We start from the raw sequence: 25,707 nt of genomic DNA, 5'->3' as shown, positions 1-25,707 counted from the left end.
AAATTATCCCACAAACATAAGTTTGTGGGAATTATTTATATTCGAAAAAGTAAAATTTAAGGGGAGAAGTCACATCACAATCAAAGAACAAATGATGATAGAATCTACTTTAGTAAAAATAAATAACTATATATTTATCTGTTCTTTATAAATTTGAAGATTTTTCACCTACTGTTTATAGTAGCTGCAGTAAAACATATAGTTTTACTTAGAAAATCAAAGACTACAGGCTTTGATTTTAGCCGGAAAGTCCTTTTGCAATGCAAAAGAATTGGAGGCGTCTAAAGCTACATTAAAACAGTAGGTTATCGAATAATATTTAACAAAAAAGCAACTCCTTGACCTAATCTCGGAGCCGCTTCTTTTATTCTATTTAAGTTTATATCTCAATTTTACCGGATTATGATCACTATATCTATACTCTTGATTTAGTGTTTCTACACCAAGCACTTCAATATTGTCACTCGCGATATACCCATCGATAATGAAACCATATGTCCCTTCACTATCTTTCACATAAGGTTTATTGTTAAGTCTCGCTGAATTTCTACTTTCATCATAAACTAACTTAAATCCTGCCGGTAATAGACTCTTATCTAAATTCTCAGCACGCCATAATTCTTTTGGAACAACATTAATCTCATCTTGCGTTAAAGTTTTTAATGACTGATTAAAATCTGCCCCAACCAATACATAATTTCCTTTTTTATACTCATAATCGATAAATTCAAGAAGTTGCTTCATCTGAGCTTTTTTACCAGAATTACCCTTATCATAAGCATCAAGATGCGCATTGATTAACACTAAATGTTTATCACTATTTTCTACTTTTGTATAAATAACAGAAAATCCACGTTTTAAATTAGCTAGTCTTTCAGGGAAAGTGAATGGAATTGCCATTTGGAATCTTCTTGCATTTTCTATTTTAAAATCAGTCGCAGTATATATACCACTTTTCACCTTTCCTAGCGGTGGTAATGGATATGGTATATATCTAACCTTGAAGTTATAAGCTAAAATACTGTTTAAACCAAGAGCTTCATCAAATGCTCTAACTTGATTTATATTATAACTACGTTTTGAATCTTCATCAATTTCTTGAATAAAATTAACATTCGCTTTCTCATTTTTAACTATTTCTGTAATATTTTTTAGATTTTCTTCAACATGAACTTTATCAAGAGGTAACACCATCTTTCCACCATCCATAAAGAAATCTTCATCTTTATCAAGCCCAGCATAACCTATATTCCAGTTAAGGGCACTATATTCTGTTCCTATTTTTGCTATTTCTAAACTACCTTGCTTAGTGACCTGCAAGCTCTCCACTCCATTAGGACTATATTCTGTCGCCCATAAATAGCCAACTAATCCTGCAAAACCTAAAGCTGCTACTAACACTAAACTAACAACTATTTTTAATATTTTTTTCATCATTAACCTCATAAAAAAGGGGACTCGATAAAATCGCAATTTTCGAGTCGATCCCTAATGCTTTTTATTATATACTATTTATCTTTCTTCTTATCGGGCAATTGAGAAACGATAATCCCTACAAATACAATAAGCATACCAATTCCTTCTCTTATCCCAATATGTTCACCAAGGATAAGCACTCCACCTATTGCAGCTACAACAGACTCTAAACTTAATATTAGAGACGCTGTGTGTGGCGGAACGTCTTTTTGACCTACAATCTGTAAAGTGTAACCTACTCCACTTGAAAGTACACCTATTGCAAGTAACGGCCAAATAACGCTCATTATATCCGCAAAAACTATTGTTTCTTTAAACGCTGCTAAACATAAACTTAATATTGATACTACTCCTAATTGTACAATAGATAAAAACATTGAGTTAACTCTAGCTGCTGAATAATCAATAACTATTATATGAATCCCGAATAGAACCGCACTAATTAAGACTATAATATCTCCCATTTCTAAAGAAAATTCTTCTTTTACAGATAAGAAATAAAAACCAATTACAGATAAAACCAATCCTATAATAAAGAATTTATTAAGTTTATTTCCTAAGAAAACACCTATAAATGGTACTATACAAATATACAATACTGTAATAAATCCAGCTTTACCTGCAGTTGTCATACCAATACCGATTTGCGAAATATACATCGCAAAAAATAGTACAATTCCACAAATACCACCAAGTGCCCAACTTTTATTTTTTGTTATAGGTTCAGCTAACACTTTTGGAGCTTGACTCTTATACAAACTCGGCACTAGCAATGCAACAACAATAAGAAAGACTACTGCAATTATCGATCTTATACCTACAACTGTTAACGGTCCTAGAACTTTACTTGCTATATTTTGCCAAATAAAAGCCAGACCCCAAATAATTGTAACAATTATTAATAATAACTCTGAAATAAATTTTCTCATTAATACACCTTTCCTATAAATTTTTATGAATTTAAAATTCTAAAAGTATTTATTATTGTAGTAATAAACACAGTATACTTTTATAATTTTATACGTTATTCTTAAAAAATTCAACTGTTAGCACCCTTTTATTATGTATTTTAGGAACAACTTATCACAACCACTATTTCCTTGGAAATATCCTTGAATTATTTAGTTATTAATAAATAAAAAGTGACCTAAAGATCTCAATTTCATAGAAATATCCATCTTTAAATCACTCTAAATTATACTAACTCAATTTATTAATTTTAATAATTATACACGCCATAAAAATCTATTTAAATGAGTTTTTATCTAATTTATTATTTTTAAAATAAGTTTCATATTCAATCATTTATGTATTATTTTTCAGGAGCTTCTTTTGTTAATTCTAGATTTTCTATACTTAAACGTCCTTTTGTGAAGTCTTCAACATTAAAGTGTTTTACCCTCTTATTGACATAAGTAATTTCTGTATCCCAGCTTAATCCAAAGAATGGTAATTCATCTGCGATAAGGTCATCGAATTTGTTGTATGCTTGTTTTAATTTATTATCATCAAACATTTCATCTGACCTTTGCTCTTTGAATGCTTCATCGATTTTGTCACTAGTATATCTGAAGTAGTTGAATTGTGACTTACGTCCGAATAGTTCTTGACGACTTGGGTCTGATCCGTGGTGACCCGCACCTAAGAATAAATCGATTTGTGGATCATCTCCTAGTACACGTTGATCCCATTCTTTTTTACCCATTAATTTATTGTCTAGTAATTTAACATCTAGACCTACTTCTTTCCATGATTTAATAAATGTATCAGCTAACGCTTGGTCGTAGTTATTTCCACCCTGAAAGGCAAAGTTGAATACAAGTTTATTACCTTTGTTGTCTTCTCTTAACCCGTCTCCATCTACATCTTTATAGCCAGCTTCATCTAAAAGTTTTTTAGCTTTTTCTACATCTTTTTTAACTACAGTCGCTTTTTCATTTCTTAGTTTTCCTACTGTTGGTGGGTATAAAGCTGATCCTGTTGGTGTGAAACGTAGTCCTTTATAGATTTTCTCATTAATTTGATCACGATCAACTGCGTATAAGAAGGCTTGTCTTACATTTTTATTATTAAACTTAGTATTTTCTAAAGGTACATTTTCTTTTTTCTCTTTATCGTATTTACCGAATTTAAATCCTACAAATGACATAAATGAAGATGGTTGTCCTAATAGCTCTCCATTTTTCGCATCTTTTAATCCTTCATAAACTGTTGTATTGATATCAGTAAGATAGTCTATTTCTCCGTTTTTAAGTATTTGACTCGCTTGTGCTGGTGCTACTGCCTTGAATTCAACTTTAGGCACTTTTATCTCATCCTTTTTATAGTAATATGGGTTAGCTTCAGCTACTACACTTTCACCTTGTACTTCTTTTGTTATTACATAAGGGCCGTATGATAATGGGCGTTTTGTTAATTCAGCTTCTCCAAATCTAGCAAAGTCAGTCACTTTTGCGATTTGTTTTGCGTTAGAGAAGGCATAGATGAATCCATCTCCCCATAACATCGAAGGTGATAACTTACTATATTTGATAACTACTATTTTATCATCTTTCGCTTGAATACCTGAGATTGTCTTAGCTTTTCCTTCGTGATAATCTTTCATACCTTCGATAAGCTCAAATGAACCGTTATATCTTACATTTTCTGTGTATTTTGGATTCCCTAGTAGTTCATAACTAGCGATTATATCTTTTGATGTAAGATCTTCACCATTATTCCATTTCACACCATCGTGAATCGTTAAGGTTGCTTCATTTTTATCCTTATCTATATGTAATTTTACAGGTGCATCGTTATCATCTAATTTATATTTCAACGCATCATCTACTGGGAAAGTTTTTCCGAATACTGTTTCTGTAATTACTCCATCAGCCTTGTTAGCGTGCAGTACTGGATGGAATAATCCAACAAATGGGCTATTTGTTAGAATCCCATATTTAAATGTAGCATCCTTAACTGTATTACCTCCATTATCTGCAGATACTTTGAAGTCTACTTTTGCTTTAGTTTGATTTTGGTTATTGCTGTTTGAGCCTGTAGAACATCCTGCTAATAAAATTGATAATGCAAATACAGAACTGAATACTGATAATATTTTTCTTTGTTTCATAGTTAATTTTCTCCTGAATAATGTTAATTTTAAGACGTTTTATATTATTAACCCACTCTAAAAAGAGAAAAAATGCCGCATAGTTTATTTTACTATGCGGCATTATCGAATTTTAAGTACATTGTATAATTACAAATTTCCTACCTTGCCGACATAGACACTTTTTAGAGCACGCTAAAATTGTGTCTATGTCGTTAAAACATACACACAATATTATCTACGCCATTGCCAAGATTGAATATTGAAATTTTGTCTCATGGTAGTCCTCCTAATCATTAAGTTTTTCATTTAACTTATTATGAAAAACCTTTGTACTTTTGTTGTATTTATTTTACTACTAATTGACTAAAAAATCAAGAGTTTTTTGAATTTTCTCTCAATTTAGAAAAAACAAACGACATAGACAACCGAAGTCATCTATGTCGCATTTTAAATTCTATTATTTAGCACCTTCGTTAGCTGTTAACTCAATGTCATAAAGTTTGAATTGGTTTTTCTTAGCTTTAGCTAAATCATATGATTTAACACGTTTGTTGAAGAATGAGATACTTGTATCCCAGCTTAATGGGAAGAATGGTAATTCTTCAGCTACTTCTGTGTCAAATTTATTGTAAGCTGCTTTTAATTTAGCATCGTCAAACATATCTGCTGATCCTTGAGCTTTGAAGCTGTTTTCGAATGCTTCAGTAGTGTAACGGTATAAGTTTAATGGAGCTTTTTTACCTAGTAACTCTTGACGGTTAGGGTTTGTTCCATATTGCCATGCACCTTGGAAGATATCGATTGATGGATCATCTGCTTGTACACGTTGTGCAAAGTCTTTTGGAGACATAAGTTTTCCATCTACTAATTTAACATCTAATCCTACTTCTTTCCAAGATTTAACGAATACGTCTGCTAATGCTTGGTCATATTCAGCACCTGTGTTACGGATTGCGAAGTTGAATGAAAGTTTGTTTCCGTTTTTATCTTCACGTAGTCCGTCACCATCTTTATCTTTGTATCCTGCATCGTCTAATAATTTTTTAGCTTTTTCTACATCTTTTTTAGCTGCAGTTGCGTTTTCGTTTACTAATTTACCTACAGCTGCTGGGTACATACCAGATCCAGTTGGAGTGAAACGTAATCCTTTGAAGATTTTTTCATTGATTTGGTCACGGTCAACTGCATATAAGAATGCTTGACGTAAGTTTTTGTCAGCTAATTTAGAGTTAGGATCAACTACGTTTTCACCCTTAGCTTTGTCGAATTTACCTAGTTTGAATCCAACATATGACATGTGACGAGAAGTATCACCTAAGAATGTTCCGTTTTTGATGTCTTTTGCTCCTTCGTAAACACTTGGAGTAACGCTATCGATATAGTCAACTTCTCCATTTTTGATTACTTGGCTAGCTTGAGCTGGAGCTACTGTTTTGAACTCGATTTTTTTAAGTTTCATTTTATCTTTGTTGTAGTAGTGAGGGTTTTGTTCTGCAAGAACACTTTCTCCGTTTACTACTTTAGTGATGTAGTAAGGACCATATGATAATGGTTTTTTGTTTAAGTCTGCTTCAGCAAATTTAGCGAAGTCTTTAGAAGCTTCTTCAACTTGTTTCGCGTTTAAGAAGTCAGTAACTAAACCTTCACCCCATAGTAATGATGGACGAACATCAGTGTACTTAAGTACTACTGTTTTGTCATCTTTAACTTGGATACCAGAGATATTTTTCGCTTTACCTTCGTGGAATTCTTTCATTCCTTCAATAAATTCGTATGCATCATTATAACGAGTGTTTGTAGTGAATTTAGGGTTACCCATAAGTTCGTATGTAGCTACGATATCTTTTGATGTGAATGCTTCACCGTTGCTCCATTTAGCTCCATCGTGGATAGTTAATGTAACTTCTTTTTTATCACGATCTAAGTGGAATTTAACTGCTGCATCAGCATCATCTTGTACAACACGTCCTTCTTCATCAGTAGGGAATGTCCCACCCATTACAGCTTGGTTTACGTATTGATCTTCTGCTTTATCAGAGAATACTGGGTTCCAAAGACCTGTTAATGGTTGAGCTGATAAGATACCATATTTTAATGTAGCACCATCTACAGCTGATCCTCCATTATCAAAGCTTGTTTTAAATTCTACTTTTGCTTTAGGAGCGTTTTTGCTTCCAGAATTACTTGATGTTGAACATCCAGCTAAAATTACTGAAAGAGCCATCGCTGAACTAAATACTTTTAGAAACTTATTCTTTTTCATTTTATTTCCTCCATAATATATAAAAACTTATTTTCAATTATTTATGAAATAATTCTAACATCATTTTAACGATAAGTCAAGTAAATTTTCAGAAAATAATATAAAAATAACAAAATTCTCTTTTTAAATTTCTGTTCGATATTTTAAAAATATAAATTTAATATTAGTTAACTAAATTATACTTTATTACTTTACAAATATATATATTTCTTATTTTACTTACATAACAGTGACATCTCATATCAAAAACCTACTATTCTTTTCATTTTAGTTTTGTTAAATCGATATATTTATTCTTATACAAAAAAAGGGACTGGAGGTGACTCGATAAAATCGTTTTCTCAAAAATCACGATTTTCGAGTCACTCCCAATCCTCTTTAAAACTTAATATAAAATTTTTAGATTATCCTTTGGCACTATCTTTATTAGTAAGCTCTAATGCATATAGTTTTTGTTCACCATAAGCGTATTTTTTAACATCGAAGTTTTTGATACGTTTATTTACCCATGTAATATCTGTACTCCAGCTAAATGGTAGCCAAGCCGCTTCTTCTGCAAAGTCTTTATCGAACTTTTTATATGCTTCTTTTCGCTTAGCATCATCTAACATTTCTTTAGAATTGATTGTTTCTAAGTCTTTTTTAAGCACATCACTCATATATCTTTGATAGTTAACTTTAGCTTTATCGCTTAATAGACGTGCTGGGTTAGGGTTAGTACCTAAGCTCCATGCTCCTTGGAATAAATCGATAGATGGATCGTCACTTGTTACACGTTGTGTCCAGTCTTTTGATGACATTAGTTTTCCATCAGCTAATTTTACATCTAAACCTACTTCTTTCCATGATTTAATAAATGCATCAGCAAGAGTTTGATCATAGTCTTGACCTGTGTTACGGATTGCGAAGTTAAATGTTAATTTCTTACCATCTTTATCTTCTCTTAATCCATCTCCATCAACATCTTTAAGTCCTGCTTCATCAAGAAGTTTTTTCGCTTTTTCTACATCTTTTTTATACTTGAATCCATCTTTATCATAGTAATCTTCTGAACGTGGTGGGTAAATACCTGAGTTTGTAGGTGTGAATCGTAGTCCTTTGTAAATTTTTTCATTTAATTGATCCCAATCTACCGCATATCCGAATGCTTGACGTACTCGTTTATCCGCTGCTTTTGCATTTGGATTTACTTTCACTTCATTTTTCTCTTTGTCCCATGTACCTAGTTTAAATCCTACATATGAAATATAGAAATCTGGCTGTCCTAATAATGTTCCGTTTGAATAGTCTTTTACCGCGCTCCATACATTCGGAGTTACTTGTGACATGTAGTCAATTTCACCATTTTTAATTATAGAACTTGCTTGAGCTGGCGCAACTACTTTATATTGGATTTCTTTTACTTTTACATCGTCTTTTTTATAGTAGTATGGATTTTGCTTAGCAAGTACGCTTTCTCCATTTACTACTTTATCTAAATAGTATGGACCATAAGATAATGGTTTTGTATTTAATTCTGCTTCTACAAATTTACTAAAGTCTTTTGATGCAGCAGCTACTTGATCTTTGTTAAGGAATGTTGTTATGAATCCACTTCCCCATAGAAGAGCTGGTTTTACATCTTTGTATTGAATTACTACTGTTTTATCATCTTTTTTAGTAAGACCTGAGATTTTTTCAGCTTTACCTTCATGGTAGGCTTTCATACCTTCTATTGTTTCAAATTCACTCTTATAACGGATATTATCTTTATACTTAGAGTTACCCATAAGTTCGTATGTTGCGATAATATCATCCGCTACTACGTCTTGATTGTTACTCCATTTTAAATCTTTACGTATAGTAAGTGTTACTTGTTTTTTATCCTTATCTAGATGAAACTTAACCGGTGCATCTTCATCATCTTCTTTTAATTTGTATGAATGATCAAAAGCAAATGTGTGTGCCATAGTATCTTCCATTACTGCATTATCTGTTGCTTGCAGGTGGAATACTGGATTAAACATCCCTGTTAATGGATCGGCACTAAGGATACCAACTTTCAATATAGAATCACTTACCGCACTACCACCGTTATCAACTGATGTTTTAAATTCTACTGATGGTTTTCCATCTTTTGATGATTTTGACGACGTTGAACATCCTGCTAAAATAATTGATAGTGCCATTGCTGAACTGAATACTTTTAAAAATTTATTTTTCTTCATTTTTTCCTCCAATATAACTCTAGTTTATTAATAATTAATAAAGACAAAATTTAAGGCGAGGTATCTTTGCTACATTAAAGCATGATACTTCGCCTTAAATCTATGTAAATTTGTAGCTCTACATATTTTTATTAAGAATATGGGAATAACTCAAAAATCGTAATTTCAAGTCAACCCTTGTTAATTAATTTTTCATTTAAAAGTTATATCTATTTTTTTTATTAATATTTCTATAATATAAACAGTATATTCATATTTTCAAAGATGAGAGGGCTTAAATTAGAAACCTCTATTGAAATTCTAATTTTTCATCCCTCTCAAAAATTAATTGAAAATAAAATGAAATATAAGTTTATTAGGGGGAAATTCAACTAAGTGCCCTTAGCTAAATCTCAATCCTAAACTAAATTAATTTTTTGCTGGTGCATCAGCAGTTAACTCTAAACCGTAAACTTTTTGTTCACCAGTTTTTAGTTTCGCTAAGTCAAGTGTTTTAACACGTTTGTTAACCCATGTCATAGATTGTTGCCAACTGAATGGTAACCAAGCAGCTTCTTCTCTGAATTGTTTATCAAATTTTTGATATGCTTCTTTAAGTTTAGCATCATCAAACATATCGCTACTTCCCATTGCAGTTAATGATTTTTCTAATTCTTCTGTTGTGTAACGTTGTAAATTAAGTGGTGTTGTTTTACTTACTAATCCACCTGGGTTTGGATCACTTCCTAATCCCCAAGCCCCTTGGAAGATGTCGATTCCTGGATCATCTGCTTGCACACGTTGAGACCAATCTTTAGGTGCCATAAGTTTACCATCTACAAGTTTAACATCTAATCCTACTTCTTTCCAAGATTTAACGAATGTATCTGCTAATGTTTGGTCGAAGTCTTGACCTGTGTTACGGATAGCGAAGTTGAATGTAAGTTTTTTACCGTTTTTATCTTCTCTTAATCCGTCTCCATCAGTATCTTTAAGACCTGCTTCATCAAGTAGTTTTTTAGCTTTTTCTACGTTCTTAGTATATTTCTCACCATCTTTGTTGTGGAACATTTTAACGATTGGTGGATAGAATCCAGAACCAGTTGGTGTGAAACGTAATCCTTTATAGATTTTTTCGTTGATTTGATCCCAATCTACCGCATATCCAAATGCTTGACGCACTCGTTTATCTGCAGCTTTTGCGTTTGGATCTACTTCTACTTCACCTTTTTCTTTGTTGAATTTACCTAGTTTGAATCCAACATATGATACATAGTAGTCAGATTCTCCTAAGATTGTTCCGTTCTTAGCATCTTTAGTTCCGTCCCAGATACCTGTAGTCAAACTATCCATTAAGTCTACATCACCGTTTTTAAGAACAGCACTTGCTTGAGCTGGTGATACAACTTTAAATTGGATTTCTGGAATTTTTACATCAGATTTTTTGTAGAAGTAAGGGTTAGCTTTCGCTAATACACTTTCCCCATTTACTACTTTATCTAAGTAATATGGTCCATAAGATAATGGTTTTTTGTTTAAGTCTGCTTCAACAAATTTAGTGAAGTCTTTTGATGCAGCTTCTACTTGAGCCTTGTTTAAGAATTCTCCGATAAATCCATTACCCCATAATAATGCTGGTTTAATCTCTGTATATTTAAGTACTACAGTTTTATCATCTTTTTTAACTACTCCAGAGATATTTTTTGCTTTTCCTTCGTGATAGTCCTTCATACCTTCGATTACTTCGTACTCATCACTGTAACGAACGTTTTCAGTGTACTTAGGATTACCCATAAGTTCATATGTTGCAACGATATCGTCCGCTTTTACGTCTTCCCCGTTACTCCATTTAAGATCTTTATGAATAGTTAATGTAACTTCTTTTTTATCGCGATCAACGTGGAACATAACTGGTGCTTCTTTGTCATCTTGTTTTAAACGGTTTGCATCGTCAGTTGGGAAAGCTCCTGCCATTGTATATTTCATTACATCATTGTCAGTAGATTGTAAATAAAACACTGGGTTAAACATCCCTGTTAATGGATCTGCTGAAGCAATACCAACTTTAAGTTGTTGACCACTAAGCGCATTTCCACCATTGTCCACGGCTGTCTTAAACTCTACAGCTGCCTTTGTTCCCTTAGAATTGTTACTTGCGCTTGAACATCCTGCAAGTAACATTGTGAGAGCCATAGCTGAACTAACTACCTTTAACATTTTTTTCTTTTCCATTATCTTATCCTCCATGCTGTACGTTGTACAGTCTTTCTTTAATGTTATATTTAGCAATTATATCAGAGAATTTTATAGTAGTCAAGTAATTGTCAGAAAATTTTACACTATTTTTTTAATTTTCGCTGAAATGGATATAAATATTAATTATCTATCGATAACACTCATTACGAATACCATTAGATTTATATAATTTATTTCAAACTAAATACCAATCTAGAATTCATTAGAAAAAATAAAAAAGCCATGTAGAAATCTTTCTACATGACTTTCTAAATTATAATCTTTGTCTAGCATCTAAACTACGTCTTAATGCACCACCAATAGAGTTGATACATAAAACGATGATTAAGATTGCAAGGGCTGCTGGTAACCAAATGTACATTTTGTTAATAAGAACGTCTGCATCTTTTGCATAAGATAACATTGTACCTATACTTGGTGTTCCTGCTGGAAGACCGAATCCAAGGTATGTCAGACCTACCTCAATACCCATATTAGCAGCTAATGATAATGTAGCTTCTACGATAATGATCGAGCTAATATTTGGTAAAATTCCTTGTAACATGATTTTCCAATCTGGTGTTCCCATAGTTTTTGAAGCAAGAACATAATCACGACGTGATTCTGATAATGCTTTACTACGTACCAAACGAGTTGATCCCATCCATGCGAACGCTGATAAAATCAGAATGAATAGTACAAGTCCGTAATCACGTTTAATACTTACGAATACGATGATTACCATAAGAGTTGGGATAATTACCATAAAGTCTACGAAACGCATCACAATATTATCAACACGTCCTCCGTAATATGCAATAACTAACCCTACTGCTGTACCAAACCCAATTGTTAATGCTGTTACCGCAACCGCGATAAGAATTGAGTTAAGCATCCCCATCATTAGCCATCCAAAAACTGAGTGACCACCTACGTCTGTACCTAATAAGAATCCATCCTCACCAGGTTTTAAGAAAATATTTAATAAATCTACATCAAAGTAAGTACTATATACTCCACTCACACGAATGTAAATATTGAAAAGTACTACAAAAATTAAAATTGCACTTAATGTGATTAAAGCTGCAAAAGCACCTTTATCCTTTTTAAATTCACGAGCCACAACTGAAAACCCAGAAGGAGTTTTAGTTATAACTTTTTCTTCTTTTGCTTTTGTCATTGTTCAACTTCCTCCTAGTCTAATTTAATACGTGGGTCAACAATTGCCATGATAATATCACTTAAAGTACTACCAAGCAATGTTAAGAATCCTGAGAATAACATTAACGTTGTAACAACACTGTAGTCTCTATCTTGAATACTTTGATAGAATAATTGTCCCATTCCAGGGTAACCAAAGATTGTTTCTACGAAGATACCACCACTGAATAATCCAGTAATAGAGAATCCGAAGAATGCTGCGATTGGTAAGATAGAGTTTCTAAAGATGTGTCCTGAATAAACTTTTTTAACTGGCACACCTTTAGCACGTGCTGTTTTAACATAATCACTTTGTTTCGCGTCGATAACTTCATTACGTAGATATTGAACAGTCGATACTGTTGATAATAACGCTAAACAGATACCAGGTAAGATTAAGTGTTGCAATTTATTAATATAGTATGTGAATGTTCCTGGATCAAGGTTAACATCTACAGATCCACTTGTTGGGAACCATCCTAGACCGAAACCAAATAATGCAATCATAAATAAGTATAATACGAATGATGGAATCGCTAGGAAGAAGAAGTTATAAAAGTTTACGAATTTATCGAATTTAGAACCATTATAACGACCTGAATACATCCCCATAGGGATAGCAATTGCATACATAATTACCGCAGTAAATAATGACAGGTTGAATGTATTGAAAATTCTTTCTCCTAAAAGTGTCCCTACTGATTTACCAGTAGTATAACTTAATCCGAAATCACCGTGCATGAAGTTTTTTAACCAAGTTAGGTATTGTTGATACCAAGGTTCATAGAACCCACTCGCTTGACGAATCGCCTCAATTTGTTCTTGAGATATTTTTGGATTTTCTGCTAAACCACTAAATGGATCCCCAGGCATAAGTTTAGCTAGACCAAACACTAGTATACTAAGGATGAATAGTTGTGGTATCATTACTAAAAAACGTTTTAAAACTACTTTCCACATTATACTTCTCCTCCTTTCATAGCTACATAGTGTGTATCTGTTAATTTTTTAAGTGGATACACTCTTCCATCTTTATCGAAATAATCATTATAATGTTTTTGATACTCTTCTTCAACAGCTTGTCTAACTTCTTTTACTTCTTTAGCTTTATCTAAGTTAGTACTTGGAATAGCCGCAATAAGACGTTTTGTATAAATGTGTTGTGGATTATTGTATATATCTTCACGAGTTCCACGTTCTACGATACGACCACGATACATGATATAAATATAATCACACATGTGTTTAACAACACCAAGGTCATGAGAGATAAATAAATAACTTATATTAAAATCTCTTTGGATTTTTTTCATGAAGTTTAATACCTGAGCTTGAACTGAAAGGTCAAGGGCAGATACCGGTTCATCGGCTACGATTAAACGTGGATTACACGCGATTGCACGTGCAACACCAATACGTTGACGTTGTCCACCTGAGAATTCAAATGGATATTTATACATAGCTTCCTCACCCATACCTACGATATTAAGAAGCTCTAATACGCGCTTTCTAGTATCTTCTTCAGATAAGTTCTCAAAATTGCTAATAGGTTCTGAAATAATATCTATAATACGTTTTTTAGGATTTAAACTAGACATTGCATCTTGGAAAATCATTTGAACGTCACGATTATATTTTAGTTTTTTACGAGCTGCTTTTTTAGTAACATCTTCGTCTTTGTAAATAATTTGTCCATCAGTTGCTTTTTCTAAACCTAAGACTACTTTACCTACAGTAGTTTTTCCACTACCACTTTCACCGATTAATCCATAAGTTTTCCCTGCTTCGATTTCAATATCAACCCCATCTACTGCATAGACATGATCTTTAATTGTATTGAAAAATCCACCGCGAATGGGATAATGTACTTTTAGATTTTCTACTTTAAGCATTGTTCTCCTCCCCTTCAAATTCAAAGTTTTTATAGCATGTACAACGTACATGATGTCCTTCTTCTACTTCATGTAAAGTTGGATTGTGTTCGTGTTCTTCATCTTTTAGCCAAGATATACGATCAGCAAAACGACACCCTTGTCTGTCTAATGTTTTTAGAGAAGGTACCATCCCTTGAATAACGTAAAGGTCATCACTAGCATCTTCATCATCAAGTTGAGGAATACTACGTAATAAACTACGAGTGTACGGGTGTTTTGGATTTTTGAAGATTTGTTCTGCAGTTCCAATTTCTACTACTTCTCCAGCATACAGTACAGCTACTCTATCAGCCATCTCAGCAACTACACCAAGGTCATGAGTAATTAAGATAATTCCTGCATGCATTTCTGCTTGAAGTCCTTTAATAAGGTCTAATATTTGCGCTTGAATTGTAACGTCTAGAGCTGTTGTAGGTTCGTCTGCGATAAGAACACTTGGTTTACAACTCATCGCCATAGCTATCATAACACGTTGACGCATACCCCCTGATAACTCGTGTGGATACTGTTTTGCACAACGCTCAGGATTAGGGATACCAACTTGTGTTAATAACTCGATAACTCTCTTTTGTCTTTCTTCTGCACTTAATTCTGTGTGATAAATTAAGGCTTCTTCTATTTGTTTTCCAATTCTGTGTAATGGGTTTAACGAAGAAAGTGGATCTTGGAAAATCATTCCAATATCTTTTGTTCTAATTTTATTCATCTCATCTTCTGTTAAGTCAAGAATATTTTTCCCATTAAAAATAATTTCTCCAGTTGACTTAGTAAGATTTTCATTATGAAGACGCATAATAGTAGTCGCTAATGTCGACTTACCACAACCACTCTCTCCAACGATAGCTAATACTTCGTTTTTATATAGGTCTAAACTAACTTTATCAACAGCATTAAAGTAATCATCTTTAATTCTAAAAGCTGTTTCTAGATTTTTAATCTCTAATAGTTTCTCCATTTACCTATCTCCTTCCAAAAAATAACTTACTTCAATAATAAATACAAATTTAAACTTTATTTCTTTTTGCATTTTCAATTAATATTGTTTTATTTCTAATCAGATTTTTTTATAAATCATAACCTTAAATAAAAACAGCATAATACTATATTATAAAATTTTTAGAAAAAAAGCAATAAAAAAGTAAAATTCAGAGAGAAAAATCTAGAATTTTCTGAATATTTATCAAAACACTCTATAAAACTACTAAAATTTCCTCTGAATATATCGAAAAAAACGACTCAAAATCTTATTTTCTAAAAAACATTTTATCAAGTCGCTTTATTACTAATTTTTATATTTCTATTATCTTAGTCGGAACTACTGGATCAGTATCCATAATAATTATTTTATCATTACAATCAATAGTTTTATCAGCTTCTAGAACACAATCTATATCCTTGTGTTTAAGCGTCATATCCGTTGCCATACGAGCAAGTTCTTTTGTATTATTTTGCTCACTTAAATGGGCTAAAAAGACATTTTTTGTATTATCTCCTACTATCTTCGTTAAATAATTAGCAGAATCTGTATTTGATAAGTGACCCATATCTGATAAAATACGTTGTTTAGTCGTCCATGGATAAGGTCCACTAAGTAGAACATTCTCCTCATGATTACTCTCATAGACAATCGTATGTGAATCTTTAACATAATCTATCATCTTATCAGAAACATAACCCGTATCCGTAAGAATACTTACCCTTTTCCCATCACACTCAAAAGTGTAAAACTGTGGATTAATCGCATCATGACTAACTCCAAAACTATTAACAACTACATCATCAAAAATTTTACTCTCTTCTTTTTCAAAATGAAACTTAAGATCCGAGCTAATTTCACCACACTTAGTCATATTTTGCCAAGTAAGTTTATTAGCATAAACAGGAATATTATATTTCCTTGCGAGTACCCCTACTCCTTTAATATGGTCAATATGTTCATGTGTTACAAAAATTGCATTGATATCTTTAATATCACGCTCAATTTGTGCCAAGTTTTCTACTACTTTTTTTCCAGTCAGTCCAGCATCTACTAAACATTTAAAATTATTATGCTCTATATAAATACTATTTCCACTACTACTGCTGGCTAATACCGATAATTTCAAGTTGCACCTCCATACCATTTTTTCACTTTTCTATTATATCACTTTTACAATAGTTTAGGTAGAAAGAATCACTATACTAATTTTTCTTAAAGAATTTCATAATAAACAGCTCTGGAAAACCTTAACAAGAATGAGTTTTTTAGTTAATTGTCAGAAAAATTTAGAAATTTATTCAAAAAAAGCTTGCATTCATAAATAATAATGTGTATAATAAAAACAACAAAAACGAAAAGGAGGAACTACAAATGAAACAAACAACAACTTTAAAATCTTGGCAAAACTGGCGTAGATAATGTTGTGTGTATGTTTTTATGACGTAGACGCAACTTTAGTGTACTCTAAAAAGTGTCTATGTCGGCTGTAGAAAATTCGTTTTAAATTTCGCAAAAGGGCCGTATAGAATTCTATACGGTCTTTTCTTTTTGGGGTAAAATAAAAAACTTATACAAATCTTATAGACAATTCGAAAGGAAATAAACAATTATGACAAACTTAGAAAATAACTTAAACAACTTAAAAGGATACTTTGGAGAATTTGGAGGAAGCTTCGTGCCTGAGGTTGTACAAAAAGCTCTTGATGAACTAGAAGCAGCTTACAACAAATACAAAGATGATGAAGAGTTTTTAGCAGAGTACGCTCACTACTTAAAAGATTACTCAGGACGTGAAACTCCACTATACTACGCTGAAAGTTTAACAAACCACCTTGGAGGGGCAAAAATCTATCTTAAACGTGAAGATTTAAACCACCTTGGAGCACACAAGCTTAACAACGTTATCGGACAAATTTTACTTGCAAAACGTATGGGTAAAAAGAAAGTTATCGCTGAAACAGGTGCAGGTCAACACGGTGTAGCTACAGCTGCTGCCGCTGCAAAATTCGGTATGGAATGTGAAATTTACATGGGAGCTCTTGATGTAGAAAGACAAAGATTAAATGTATTTAGAATGGAAATGCTAGGAGCAAAAGTTCACGCAGCTCAAGAAGGAGAAAAAACTCTTAAAGAAGCTGTTGACGCTGCATTCAAAGCATGGATTGAAAACATCGACGATACTTTCTACGTACTAGGATCTGCAGTAGGACCTCACCCATATCCTACTATTGTAAAAGACTTCCAAAAAGTTATCAGTCAAGAAGCAAAACGCCAAATCTTAGAAAAAGAAGGACGTCTACCTGACTTAGTAGTAGCTTGTGTAGGTGGTGGATCTAATGCAATCGGTGCTTTTGCTGAATTCATCCCTCACGAAGAAGTAGCATTACTAGGGGTTGAAGCAGCTGGTCGTGGTCTTGATACAGATCGTCACGCAGCAACACTTACTCTTGGGACTGTTGGTGTTGTTGATGGTATGAAGACTTACGCATTATTCAACGAAGATGGTTCAGTAAAACCTGTTTACTCTATCTCTCCAGGATTAGACTACCCAGGTATCGGACCTGAGCACTCATTCCTAAAAGATGCAAAACGTGCTGAATACGTAAGTGCAACTGACGATGAAGCTGTTGATGCTTTACTTCTATTAACTAGAACAGAAGGAATTATCCCAGCAATCGAAAGTTCACACGCTCTTGCAGAAGTGATCAAACGTGCTCCAAAACTAGATAAAGATAAATTAATTATCGTTAACGTATCTGGGCGTGGAGACAAAGACGTAGCTGCAATTGCAGACTACTTAGAAAATAGAAATAAATAACAACAAAACATCGCATACTAGGTTTTCTAATATGCGATGTTATATTATTTACTTTAGTAGTATTACTAATTTCAGCAAATTTCAATAAATTTAACTATTGCCTTATTTATTCATTGAACTTATTAGATATTTATGTTAGAATAAAATCATAAAAGAGAGAGCCGTTTGCACTGACTTTACTAATAATTTCTTAACTCACTATGTTCGTAGAAATTATAGTAGTCGTAGTATAAATTATTCGTAATATTTTTCTTCAGTCTTCTACTTTGAAAAATAAACGACTAACTTAAAAGACGGTGGCTTAATTAGTTAGTTATAATAATAACCATCTAACCGGCTAAAGTTAAAGATGGTTATTTTTTATTGTCATTTTTGAACGCTGTTAAGCACACTCCAACTATTGTTGCAATCAATAGATTTATACCAATAATAGTTTGTACTATTTCGTAAGGTGACAACTTGCTACTCCTTTCTTCAAGATTTTAGTGTATGCGGACATAGCACCATCCCCTTTCAAACTGAAGTAGCCACCATCTTCATCGGAAACTATACTGCTCCCTAACTTCTCTCTCCGATTTTGATTATATCAAATTAAATATATATAATCAACTATTTATGAGAGCTGCTATATCAATGTTTTCAACTTGTTAATAATAGTAAATTTTATTCATAAATTAAACATATTCTGAAAAAATAAATTCATAAAATAGAAACAAATAACAACAAAACATCGCATACTAGGTTTTCTAATATGCGATGTTTTTTTTATTATTTTTTAAATTTCTTATGTAATTCTGTATAGAATAATAGTCCTATTAATGTTAAGGCTATTCCTCCCACAGCTAATGATGTTTGTGAAATTAGAGTACTTACTAAAGTATACACCCCACCTAGAATTGCTATTATAGGAACAATTGGATATAGGGGTACTCTATATGGTCTTTCTAATTTTGGTTCTTTTTTACGTAGTATAATTACCGCAAGGAATGTTGCTGTATAGAAGAACCACATTACAAATACTAATAGATCTGTTAACATATCAAAACTACCAGTTAACATCATTAAGAATGCTATTACTAAAAGTAATAATCCTGCATTCACCGGTACAGCACCTTTGTTTAACTTCGTCCATACATTTTTAAATGGAATTTGTTCACTTTTTGCCATTGCATAAGGTACACGAATTCCAGCCATTGAGAATCCGTTAATTGCTCCATATACACTGATTAATATTCCAATAGTGATAATTTTACCACCAATACCGCCGAACAACTTCGCAGCTACATCACTGGCTACAGTTTGATTACCTGCAACATGATCTAATGGTAAAGTCATAAGGTAAGCAACATTTATAAGTACATATACTGCCATAACAACAGCAAGTCCTAAGAAAATCGCTCTTGGTAAATCTTTTTTAGGATTTTTCATCTCTCCTGCCATACTTCCTACGTTCGTCCACCCTTCATAGGCAAACATCGCAGCAAGTAAAGCTCCACCTAGTCCACTAGCAAATGAAATATCTTTCCCCGCTTCTATAGGTAATAATTGTAGCGGCTGTGAATCACTTTGGAATAATCCAAATCCAATAATTACTATTAATGGTATTAATTTACAAATGGTAGCTACTGTTTGAATTACCCCACCAATTTTTCCACCTAGAAAGTTTAAAAACATTAACGACGCTGCAGCAGCAAAGGCTATAGGAAGATGCCACGCTTTATCTAAATTTAATAAGTTTAAAACTTGTGTAGAGAAAATAACAGCAAGAGCCGCAATCATCGCAGGGAAATAAATTACCGACTGAGCCCATCCTAATAAGAATGCTGCAGTTTTCCCATAAGTTCTCTCTATCCAAACGACCATCCCTCCTACTTCAGGAATAGATGCCGCAAGTTCTGCAACAGTAAGACCGGCACAGATAGTAATAATTCCAGCAAGAACCCAAGCAAGCAACCCTAGACTCATCGTCCCTGTAGTTTTATAAATTACAGCTGCCTTAAAGAACACCCCTGCTCCAATTACTGAACCTATTACAGTCATAAAAGCCGGCATGAAACCTATCGTTCTTTTCAACTCACTCATAAGAGTAACCTCCTTATTTATAATTTTTTCATTTCTATATTATACCTTTTTATTAGAAAAAAAGAAAAAAGAAAAGACTCAAAATTTGAATCTTTTGAATGCCGATTCAAATTTACTGAAAATAATATTTTTTTAAAATATATAATTAAATTTTATATATTTAAATTTTATTAATTTTGTAAATGATAACTATCTCCTTTGTAATTATCTTTTTTATATAATTTTTACTATTATTAACAATATTAAAATAATCCTATTAATTTCTTAAAATCGTTGATAATCACTAATTAATCTGATATAATCAAAATCGGAGAGAGAAGTTGGAGAGTATAATACTTTCTACAAAGATGGTGGCTACTTTTCTATGAAAGGAGTTGGTGTTATGTCCGCATACACTAAAATCTTGAAGAAGGGAGTAGCAAGTTGTCGGCATATGAAATTGTACAAACAATTATTGGAATAAACCTTTTAATTGTTTCAATAGTTAGTGCGTGCATTATGGCATTAAAAAAAGACAATAAAAAATAACCATCTTTAAAACTTTGAACGGTTAAGACAGTTATTTTCAACTATAATTAATCAGAGTCACCGTCTTTAAAACGGCTCTCTCTTTATAGTTTTATTTTAACATAAATATGAAATAAGTGCAATGAATAAATAATACTATAACTCAAGTTATAAATAGTTAACTCAGATATACAAAATACACCACATACTAGATAATCTATTATGTGGTGTTGATTTATTTTGACTTCTCCTATTTCCCAAATAATAATTTGAAGAAGTTTAATTTTTGACCATATCTTAATGTTGCTAGTCTATATACTCTAACACTCGCAAATGCTACAAGTAATGTAGTTAAAGCTAATATACCATAAGATAATCCTAATTCTTGAATAGAAACGTGGCTAATTGCATAACGTGTAAACATTACAAAGTATGATGTGAATGGAACATATGATAAAATCTCTGCAATTTTAGTATCTCCTGTTGAACCCATAATGTAGTAGTTTGCGAAGAATGCACCCATAAATGTTAACATCGGTAAAGTTATCGCTCCGTTGACATCCTCAATCTTACTAACTAGTGAAGCGAATGCCGCGTACATAAACATAAACATTACGAATCCAGTTAAAGCAAACACTAGTCCGACACCAAGGACTTTCAAGTCTACGTTTTCTATAATATGTTTAATATTATCGCTATATCTAGAACCATTAATTTTTAGACCTGCAAATAAACCACCTATGATTAAGCCCATTTGAATAAGTACCGCAATTGATAAAGCTAGTACTTTTCCTAAAATTAACGTTCTAGGATTTACAGTGACTACTAATAGTTCCATAGCTCTATTACTTTTTTCTTTAACAACATTTGTTGCAACTACACTACCAAATTGAACTACCGTCATATAGACAATAAATGTAAGGACATAAACCACCACTACATTCACAGCCTGAGTTTGAGCATCAGAATCTCCACTTACGTTCACAGGTACAGGTTGAGGTAGATGTGATTTCACGTTAGTTACTTTATCATAATCTAAACCATTTTGTTTATAGACTAATTTTTCTACGTTCTTTCCAAAAGCTTCTTTGAATTCACTGCTACCTTTACTAAAGATAGATTGTCTAGATAAATATTCATAACTGTCTTTAGTTAAGACGATACCTTCATCTAATTTTTTATCTTTAATGTCTTTTTCTAAAGCCTCTTTACTATCATATTTTTTAGCTTCTTTTAGATCTTCTAATTTAATATTTGCATCTTTTACAACATATGCACTACGATTGAAATTATCGTTGCTATCACCTTTGAAAAGATTACTGTTCGCAATCGATGGTACAAATGTTATACCTATAGCGATAACGAAGTATATTGCCATAATAACTTTTGTCGCTTTCTTTGCGAAAAATTGTTTTAACTCGAAATTAAATACTGTACTAAAATTCTTCATAACTACTTACCTACCTGTTCCTTGAATATATCTTCTAACGATGGTTTATAAAGTTTAAATTCTTCTATATTAAAGCTGCTTCCTGCAAGTTTTGCTAATAGTTCTTTTTTAGATCCCTCTTCTTTAAAATCAAGAAGTACTCCCTCTGGTACTAATGAGTATTCGATACCTAATGGTATAGATCTTAGATTAGCGAGCAATTCTTCTTTTCCTAAGTTACTAACACTCAAGATCATTTTTCCATGTCCTAGTTGTTTTTTAATATAATCTAGATTTCCACTTAAAGTAATTTCCCCTTTTTCTAGTATATTTATGTCTTCACAGAATGTTTCTACAACTGGCATTTGGTGAGATGAAAAAATAACTAGTTTGTCTTTTTTGATAAAGTCTGTAATTATTTCTTTTAGCTTCGATACGTTCACCGGATCAAGTCCACTGAATGGTTCGTCAAAAACAAGAATATCTGGGTCATTCATAACACTTTGAATAATTTGAATTTTTTGTGCATTACCTTTAGATAATGTTTTTAATGCTTGTTTATTATCTTCTAATTCGAAATACTCTAACCATTTTTTCGCTTCTGTTTGTGCTGCTTTCTTCTTCATACCTTTTAGCATTCCGAAGTACGTAAGCTGATCTACTAGTCCAACACCATCGTACATTCCACGCTCTTCTGGTAAATATCCAATTTTCACCTTACTGTGATCTAGAGGTTTTCCGTCTAATAAAATCTCACCTTTATCTGGCTTGAATATATCTAACAAAATTCTAAAACTTGTAGTTTTACCACTACCATTTCGTCCTAAATATCCGTTAGCCACCCCGCTTTTCGCTGTGAAGCTAACTCCCTTAAGAACCTTTTTATTACCAAAACTCTTCTCTACATTTTTAAATTCTAAAATCATAGCCCTTACCTCATTTCCTAACTTATTAAAAGTTAAATTCCTTTTTTATTCGACATTATTTTTTATTTCTTTTGTTAACTTGAAATATTTCGGTAAAAACATTCCAAGTCCACTTATACAGTAACCAAATATACCACCTATTAATCCACCTATTAACATGGCTAACACATCAGGTATTCCACTATTAATTACCCATTTAATATTAGTAAAATACAATACCCCTATTATATTTATTAAAATAAATAAAACTATAAATCTTAACAATCTATATTTAACAATTTCTAATTCCGTCTCGGTATCAGTATATATCGGATAAGAACTCGAAGTCCCTTCAGCTAGCCTAAACAAATTATAAACTTGAAACTTATAAAGCTTCCAACCAGTTGCTTTATAATACTCTTCTATCTCAGGTGTAAAGTTTTTATCAAAGATAAACTTGTATTGCTTATCACTAATCTCCGAAACTTTCTTCATTCTGATTGCCACTATAGCCTCTTTATCGTATTCATATCCCCTAGCAGCAAGGCGATTCATTTTATCCGCTACTTTGTCATAGCTTATAAATACCGGAACATATTTATACTTCATAAATTCAATCCTTTCTTCTCTTCAAAAATAAATATTTTATAAAGAATGCTATATTTACAGCACCTAGTCCTAAAGCAAAGCTAAAAGACATTCCTGTAATAAAATCTATTACTTCAGATGGCATTATAAATTTATTTATTATGTGCGTCACCAAAGCTATAAGAAAACACCCTAACATGATTTTCACATTAAATCTTATTCTATATAGCCACATATATTCTTCACTCAAATTATCTGTATATAGTGTAGTTGCTGAAGGTTCACCACGTAATATTTGCCAGAAAAAACTGTTTCTAACTACTTTCCAACCGTTAAACTTATAGAAATCTTCACGTTCAGAATCGAACTTTTTATCATATACCAGTTCGTATTTGTAGTTAATTTTTTCTCCTTTTTCTAGTAAAATGAAGAATCCTAGAAACTTTTTAAAATGCCAGCCCTTAGCACTATATCTTTCCAACTTTCTCATGAGTCTCTTATTTGTTAAAGCAAAGGTATGTATCACCTTATATTTACTCATCACTCCCACCACCTATAAACTTCTTAGCAACATCTAGTAAAAACTGTCGCAGTTTTAAATTTTTCTCCAAAACTTCCATACCTTTTGGAGTAATATGATATTCTTTTTTCGAATTATCAATTTCCTTATCTTCTATCCAGCCTACAGAAACCATTTTACCTAAAGTTGTGTACATTGTCGCAGGTCCGATAATAATATTATTGTCAGTAATTTCTGCCACCTTTTGCATTATTAAATAACCATGAATAGGTTCTGTTAAAACTAGAAGTGTGAAAAATATACTATCCGTTAGTTCACCCGTTTCATAAGGGCTTAACTTTGCCATTTTATCCCTCCTAACTTAATTAGAGATATTCTGTATCTATATCCATCATCGATATATCTATCTTCGATATAATTGTATATCAATCATTGATATAAGTCAATAGATTATTTATTATTTTCACAAAAAATATTGGATAAAAATAGTTTCCTTATTTATGACCTATATTATTTATTACAGATATTTTAAAAATAGGTTTATAATATAGTAATATCGACTATAATATGATAGAATAATGCTATAAAAATAAATTTATAAAAATAGATTCCTTATACTAGTCTATTTTAATTAATGTTAAGGAGAGACACATGACAAAATCACTAAAAAAATATCTATTGCTTATTGCAACGGTTATTCTTTCAGTTACTCTTGCTGCTTGTGGCATGGGAACTTCCGCAGAACAAATCGTCAATAAATCAGTAGAATCATCTAAAAATATTAAGAGTACAGATTTCGAAGCTACAAACCAATCTGAAATTTTAGTTGGTGAACAAAACCAAACAATTGAAAATACTGTATCTGGTTCATTAATCATGGATCCACTTGCAATGAAAGCAACTACTGATGTGAAAGCTCAAGGACAAAGCCAAACATTAGAATTATACATCAAAGATGGAACTGCTTATGCAAAATCAACAGGACAAAACGAATGGGTTAAAAGTTCAAACAACAATATAACAGCACAATTTGAAAATCTTAAAAAGATTGCTAATTCAGACCAAATTTTAGAATTCTACAAAAAAATCGCTAAAGATTTCAAGAAAACTGAAGAAAATGGAAACTACGTACTAACATATACAGGAAATGGTGACCAATTCAAAGATCTTATGGTTGCTGTTGCTAACGCTTCTTCAGGAAGCGAAGTGACTGCTAGTGCATTTAACAACGTTGATTTCAAAAACGTTTCTATTAAACTTGTAGTTACTAAAGACTTCACACCTGTTAACAACGAAGTAACAATGGAACTTGCAACTAAAGATACTTCAAACCCAACTACGATGAAAATTAAACAAATCATCAAATATTCTAACGTGAATAACGTTAAAGAAATCAACCTTCCTGATGAAGTGAAAAATGCTAAGGAAGTAGCTACTAATTCACAACGTTAATAACATTAAAACCTACCTACTGAAAAAAGTAAGTAGGTT

20 protein-coding genes are annotated in these 25,707 nt (G+C 32.2%); 2 read left to right on the top strand and 18 right to left on the bottom strand.

Features of this window, described 5'->3' with window-relative positions; translation table 11 throughout:
- Positions 1-369: 369 nt before the first annotated feature.
- The 11 genes from PNO30_RS02645 to PNO30_RS02595 form a co-directional block, all read right to left on the bottom strand.
- The gene (locus PNO30_RS02645) at positions 370-1,434 is read right to left on the bottom strand and encodes an endonuclease (RefSeq protein ID WP_271987062.1); all 1,065 of its coding nucleotides are present in this window, start codon (positions 1,432-1,434) and stop codon (positions 370-372) included.
- A gap of 74 nt (positions 1,435-1,508) precedes the next feature.
- Entirely contained in the window at positions 1,509-2,405 is an 897-nt protein-coding gene (locus tag PNO30_RS02640; protein ID WP_271987061.1) for a DMT family transporter, read from the bottom strand.
- Positions 2,406-2,788: 383 nt separating this feature from the next.
- Positions 2,789-4,588, bottom strand: coding sequence for an ABC transporter substrate-binding protein (locus PNO30_RS02635; RefSeq protein WP_271987060.1), 1,800 nt, complete (start codon positions 4,586-4,588; stop codon positions 2,789-2,791).
- A 439-nt stretch (positions 4,589-5,027) separates the two neighbouring features.
- The gene (locus tag PNO30_RS02630; RefSeq protein WP_271987059.1) at positions 5,028-6,833 is read right to left on the bottom strand and encodes an ABC transporter substrate-binding protein; all 1,806 of its coding nucleotides are present in this window, start codon (positions 6,831-6,833) and stop codon (positions 5,028-5,030) included.
- Between the two features lie 404 nt (positions 6,834-7,237).
- Complete coding sequence (locus tag PNO30_RS02625) at positions 7,238-9,040, bottom strand: ABC transporter substrate-binding protein (RefSeq protein WP_003147513.1); 1,803 nt, start codon at positions 9,038-9,040, stop codon at positions 7,238-7,240.
- Positions 9,041-9,448: 408 nt separating this feature from the next.
- Positions 9,449-11,251 carry an ABC transporter substrate-binding protein gene (locus PNO30_RS02620; RefSeq protein WP_003147512.1) on the bottom strand — a complete coding sequence of 601 codons (1,803 nt, stop codon included), beginning with the start codon at positions 11,249-11,251 and terminating at the stop codon, positions 9,449-9,451.
- Between the two features lie 277 nt (positions 11,252-11,528).
- Entirely contained in the window at positions 11,529-12,434 is a 906-nt protein-coding gene (locus PNO30_RS02615) for an ABC transporter permease (protein WP_003147509.1), read from the bottom strand.
- A 14-nt stretch (positions 12,435-12,448) separates the two neighbouring features.
- Positions 12,449-13,414 (bottom strand): oligopeptide ABC transporter permease, encoded by a 966-nt coding sequence (opp4B, locus tag PNO30_RS02610; RefSeq protein ID WP_003147508.1) that lies wholly within the window; start codon positions 13,412-13,414, stop codon positions 12,449-12,451.
- Positions 13,414-14,346: an ATP-binding cassette domain-containing protein gene (locus PNO30_RS02605; RefSeq protein WP_003147507.1), complete on the bottom strand. Its 933-nt coding sequence runs from the start codon at positions 14,344-14,346 to the stop codon at positions 13,414-13,416. Before PNO30_RS02605 ends, opp4B begins: the two co-directional genes overlap by 1 nt.
- Positions 14,339-15,343, bottom strand: coding sequence for an ABC transporter ATP-binding protein (locus tag PNO30_RS02600; protein WP_003147506.1), 1,005 nt, complete (start codon positions 15,341-15,343; stop codon positions 14,339-14,341). The genes PNO30_RS02605 and PNO30_RS02600 overlap by 8 nt, the downstream gene beginning before the upstream one ends.
- Before the next feature lie 334 nt (positions 15,344-15,677).
- Positions 15,678-16,493: an MBL fold metallo-hydrolase gene (locus tag PNO30_RS02595; protein ID WP_271966295.1), complete on the bottom strand. Its 816-nt coding sequence runs from the start codon at positions 16,491-16,493 to the stop codon at positions 15,678-15,680.
- A gap of 483 nt (positions 16,494-16,976) precedes the next feature.
- Here PNO30_RS02595 and trpB point away from each other — a divergent pair, with 483 nt between their 5' ends.
- The gene (gene trpB, locus PNO30_RS02590; protein WP_271987058.1) at positions 16,977-18,185 is read left to right on the top strand and encodes a tryptophan synthase subunit beta; all 1,209 of its coding nucleotides are present in this window, start codon (positions 16,977-16,979) and stop codon (positions 18,183-18,185) included.
- A gap of 353 nt (positions 18,186-18,538) precedes the next feature.
- Here the strand turns inward: trpB and PNO30_RS08920 are convergent, their stop codons facing one another.
- The 7 genes from PNO30_RS08920 to PNO30_RS02560 form a co-directional block, all read right to left on the bottom strand.
- Complete coding sequence (locus tag PNO30_RS08920) at positions 18,539-18,643, bottom strand: putative holin-like toxin (RefSeq protein WP_331271069.1); 105 nt, start codon at positions 18,641-18,643, stop codon at positions 18,539-18,541.
- A gap of 310 nt (positions 18,644-18,953) precedes the next feature.
- Complete coding sequence (locus tag PNO30_RS02585; protein ID WP_271987057.1) at positions 18,954-20,267, bottom strand: APC family permease; 1,314 nt, start codon at positions 20,265-20,267, stop codon at positions 18,954-18,956.
- 757 nt (positions 20,268-21,024) lie between these two features.
- On the bottom strand, positions 21,025-22,224 hold the full coding sequence (locus PNO30_RS02580; protein ID WP_271987056.1) for an ABC transporter permease: 1,200 nt from the start codon (positions 22,222-22,224) through the stop codon (positions 21,025-21,027).
- A gap of 2 nt (positions 22,225-22,226) precedes the next feature.
- Positions 22,227-23,129, bottom strand: a complete 903-nt coding sequence (locus PNO30_RS02575) for an ABC transporter ATP-binding protein (protein WP_271966299.1) — start codon at positions 23,127-23,129, stop codon at positions 22,227-22,229.
- A 45-nt stretch (positions 23,130-23,174) separates the two neighbouring features.
- A complete protein-coding gene (locus PNO30_RS02570; RefSeq protein ID WP_271987055.1) occupies positions 23,175-23,717 on the bottom strand; it encodes a hypothetical protein in 543 nt (180 codons plus the stop codon).
- A gap of 4 nt (positions 23,718-23,721) precedes the next feature.
- Positions 23,722-24,186, bottom strand: coding sequence for a DUF2812 domain-containing protein (locus PNO30_RS02565; protein WP_271987054.1), 465 nt, complete (start codon positions 24,184-24,186; stop codon positions 23,722-23,724).
- Positions 24,187-24,229: 43 nt separating this feature from the next.
- Positions 24,230-24,562, bottom strand: coding sequence for a PadR family transcriptional regulator (locus tag PNO30_RS02560; RefSeq protein ID WP_003144244.1), 333 nt, complete (start codon positions 24,560-24,562; stop codon positions 24,230-24,232).
- Between the two features lie 305 nt (positions 24,563-24,867).
- Here PNO30_RS02560 and PNO30_RS02555 point away from each other — a divergent pair, with 305 nt between their 5' ends.
- Positions 24,868-25,668: a DUF6612 family protein gene (locus PNO30_RS02555; RefSeq protein ID WP_271966302.1), complete on the top strand. Its 801-nt coding sequence runs from the start codon at positions 24,868-24,870 to the stop codon at positions 25,666-25,668.
- Positions 25,669-25,707 lie beyond the last annotated feature (39 nt).

It is taken from the genome of Gemella haemolysans (assembly GCF_028308085.1).
Lineage (GTDB): Bacteria > Bacillota > Bacilli > Staphylococcales > Gemellaceae > Gemella > Gemella haemolysans_D.
This window is presented reverse-complemented; position numbering and strand designations above follow the sequence as displayed.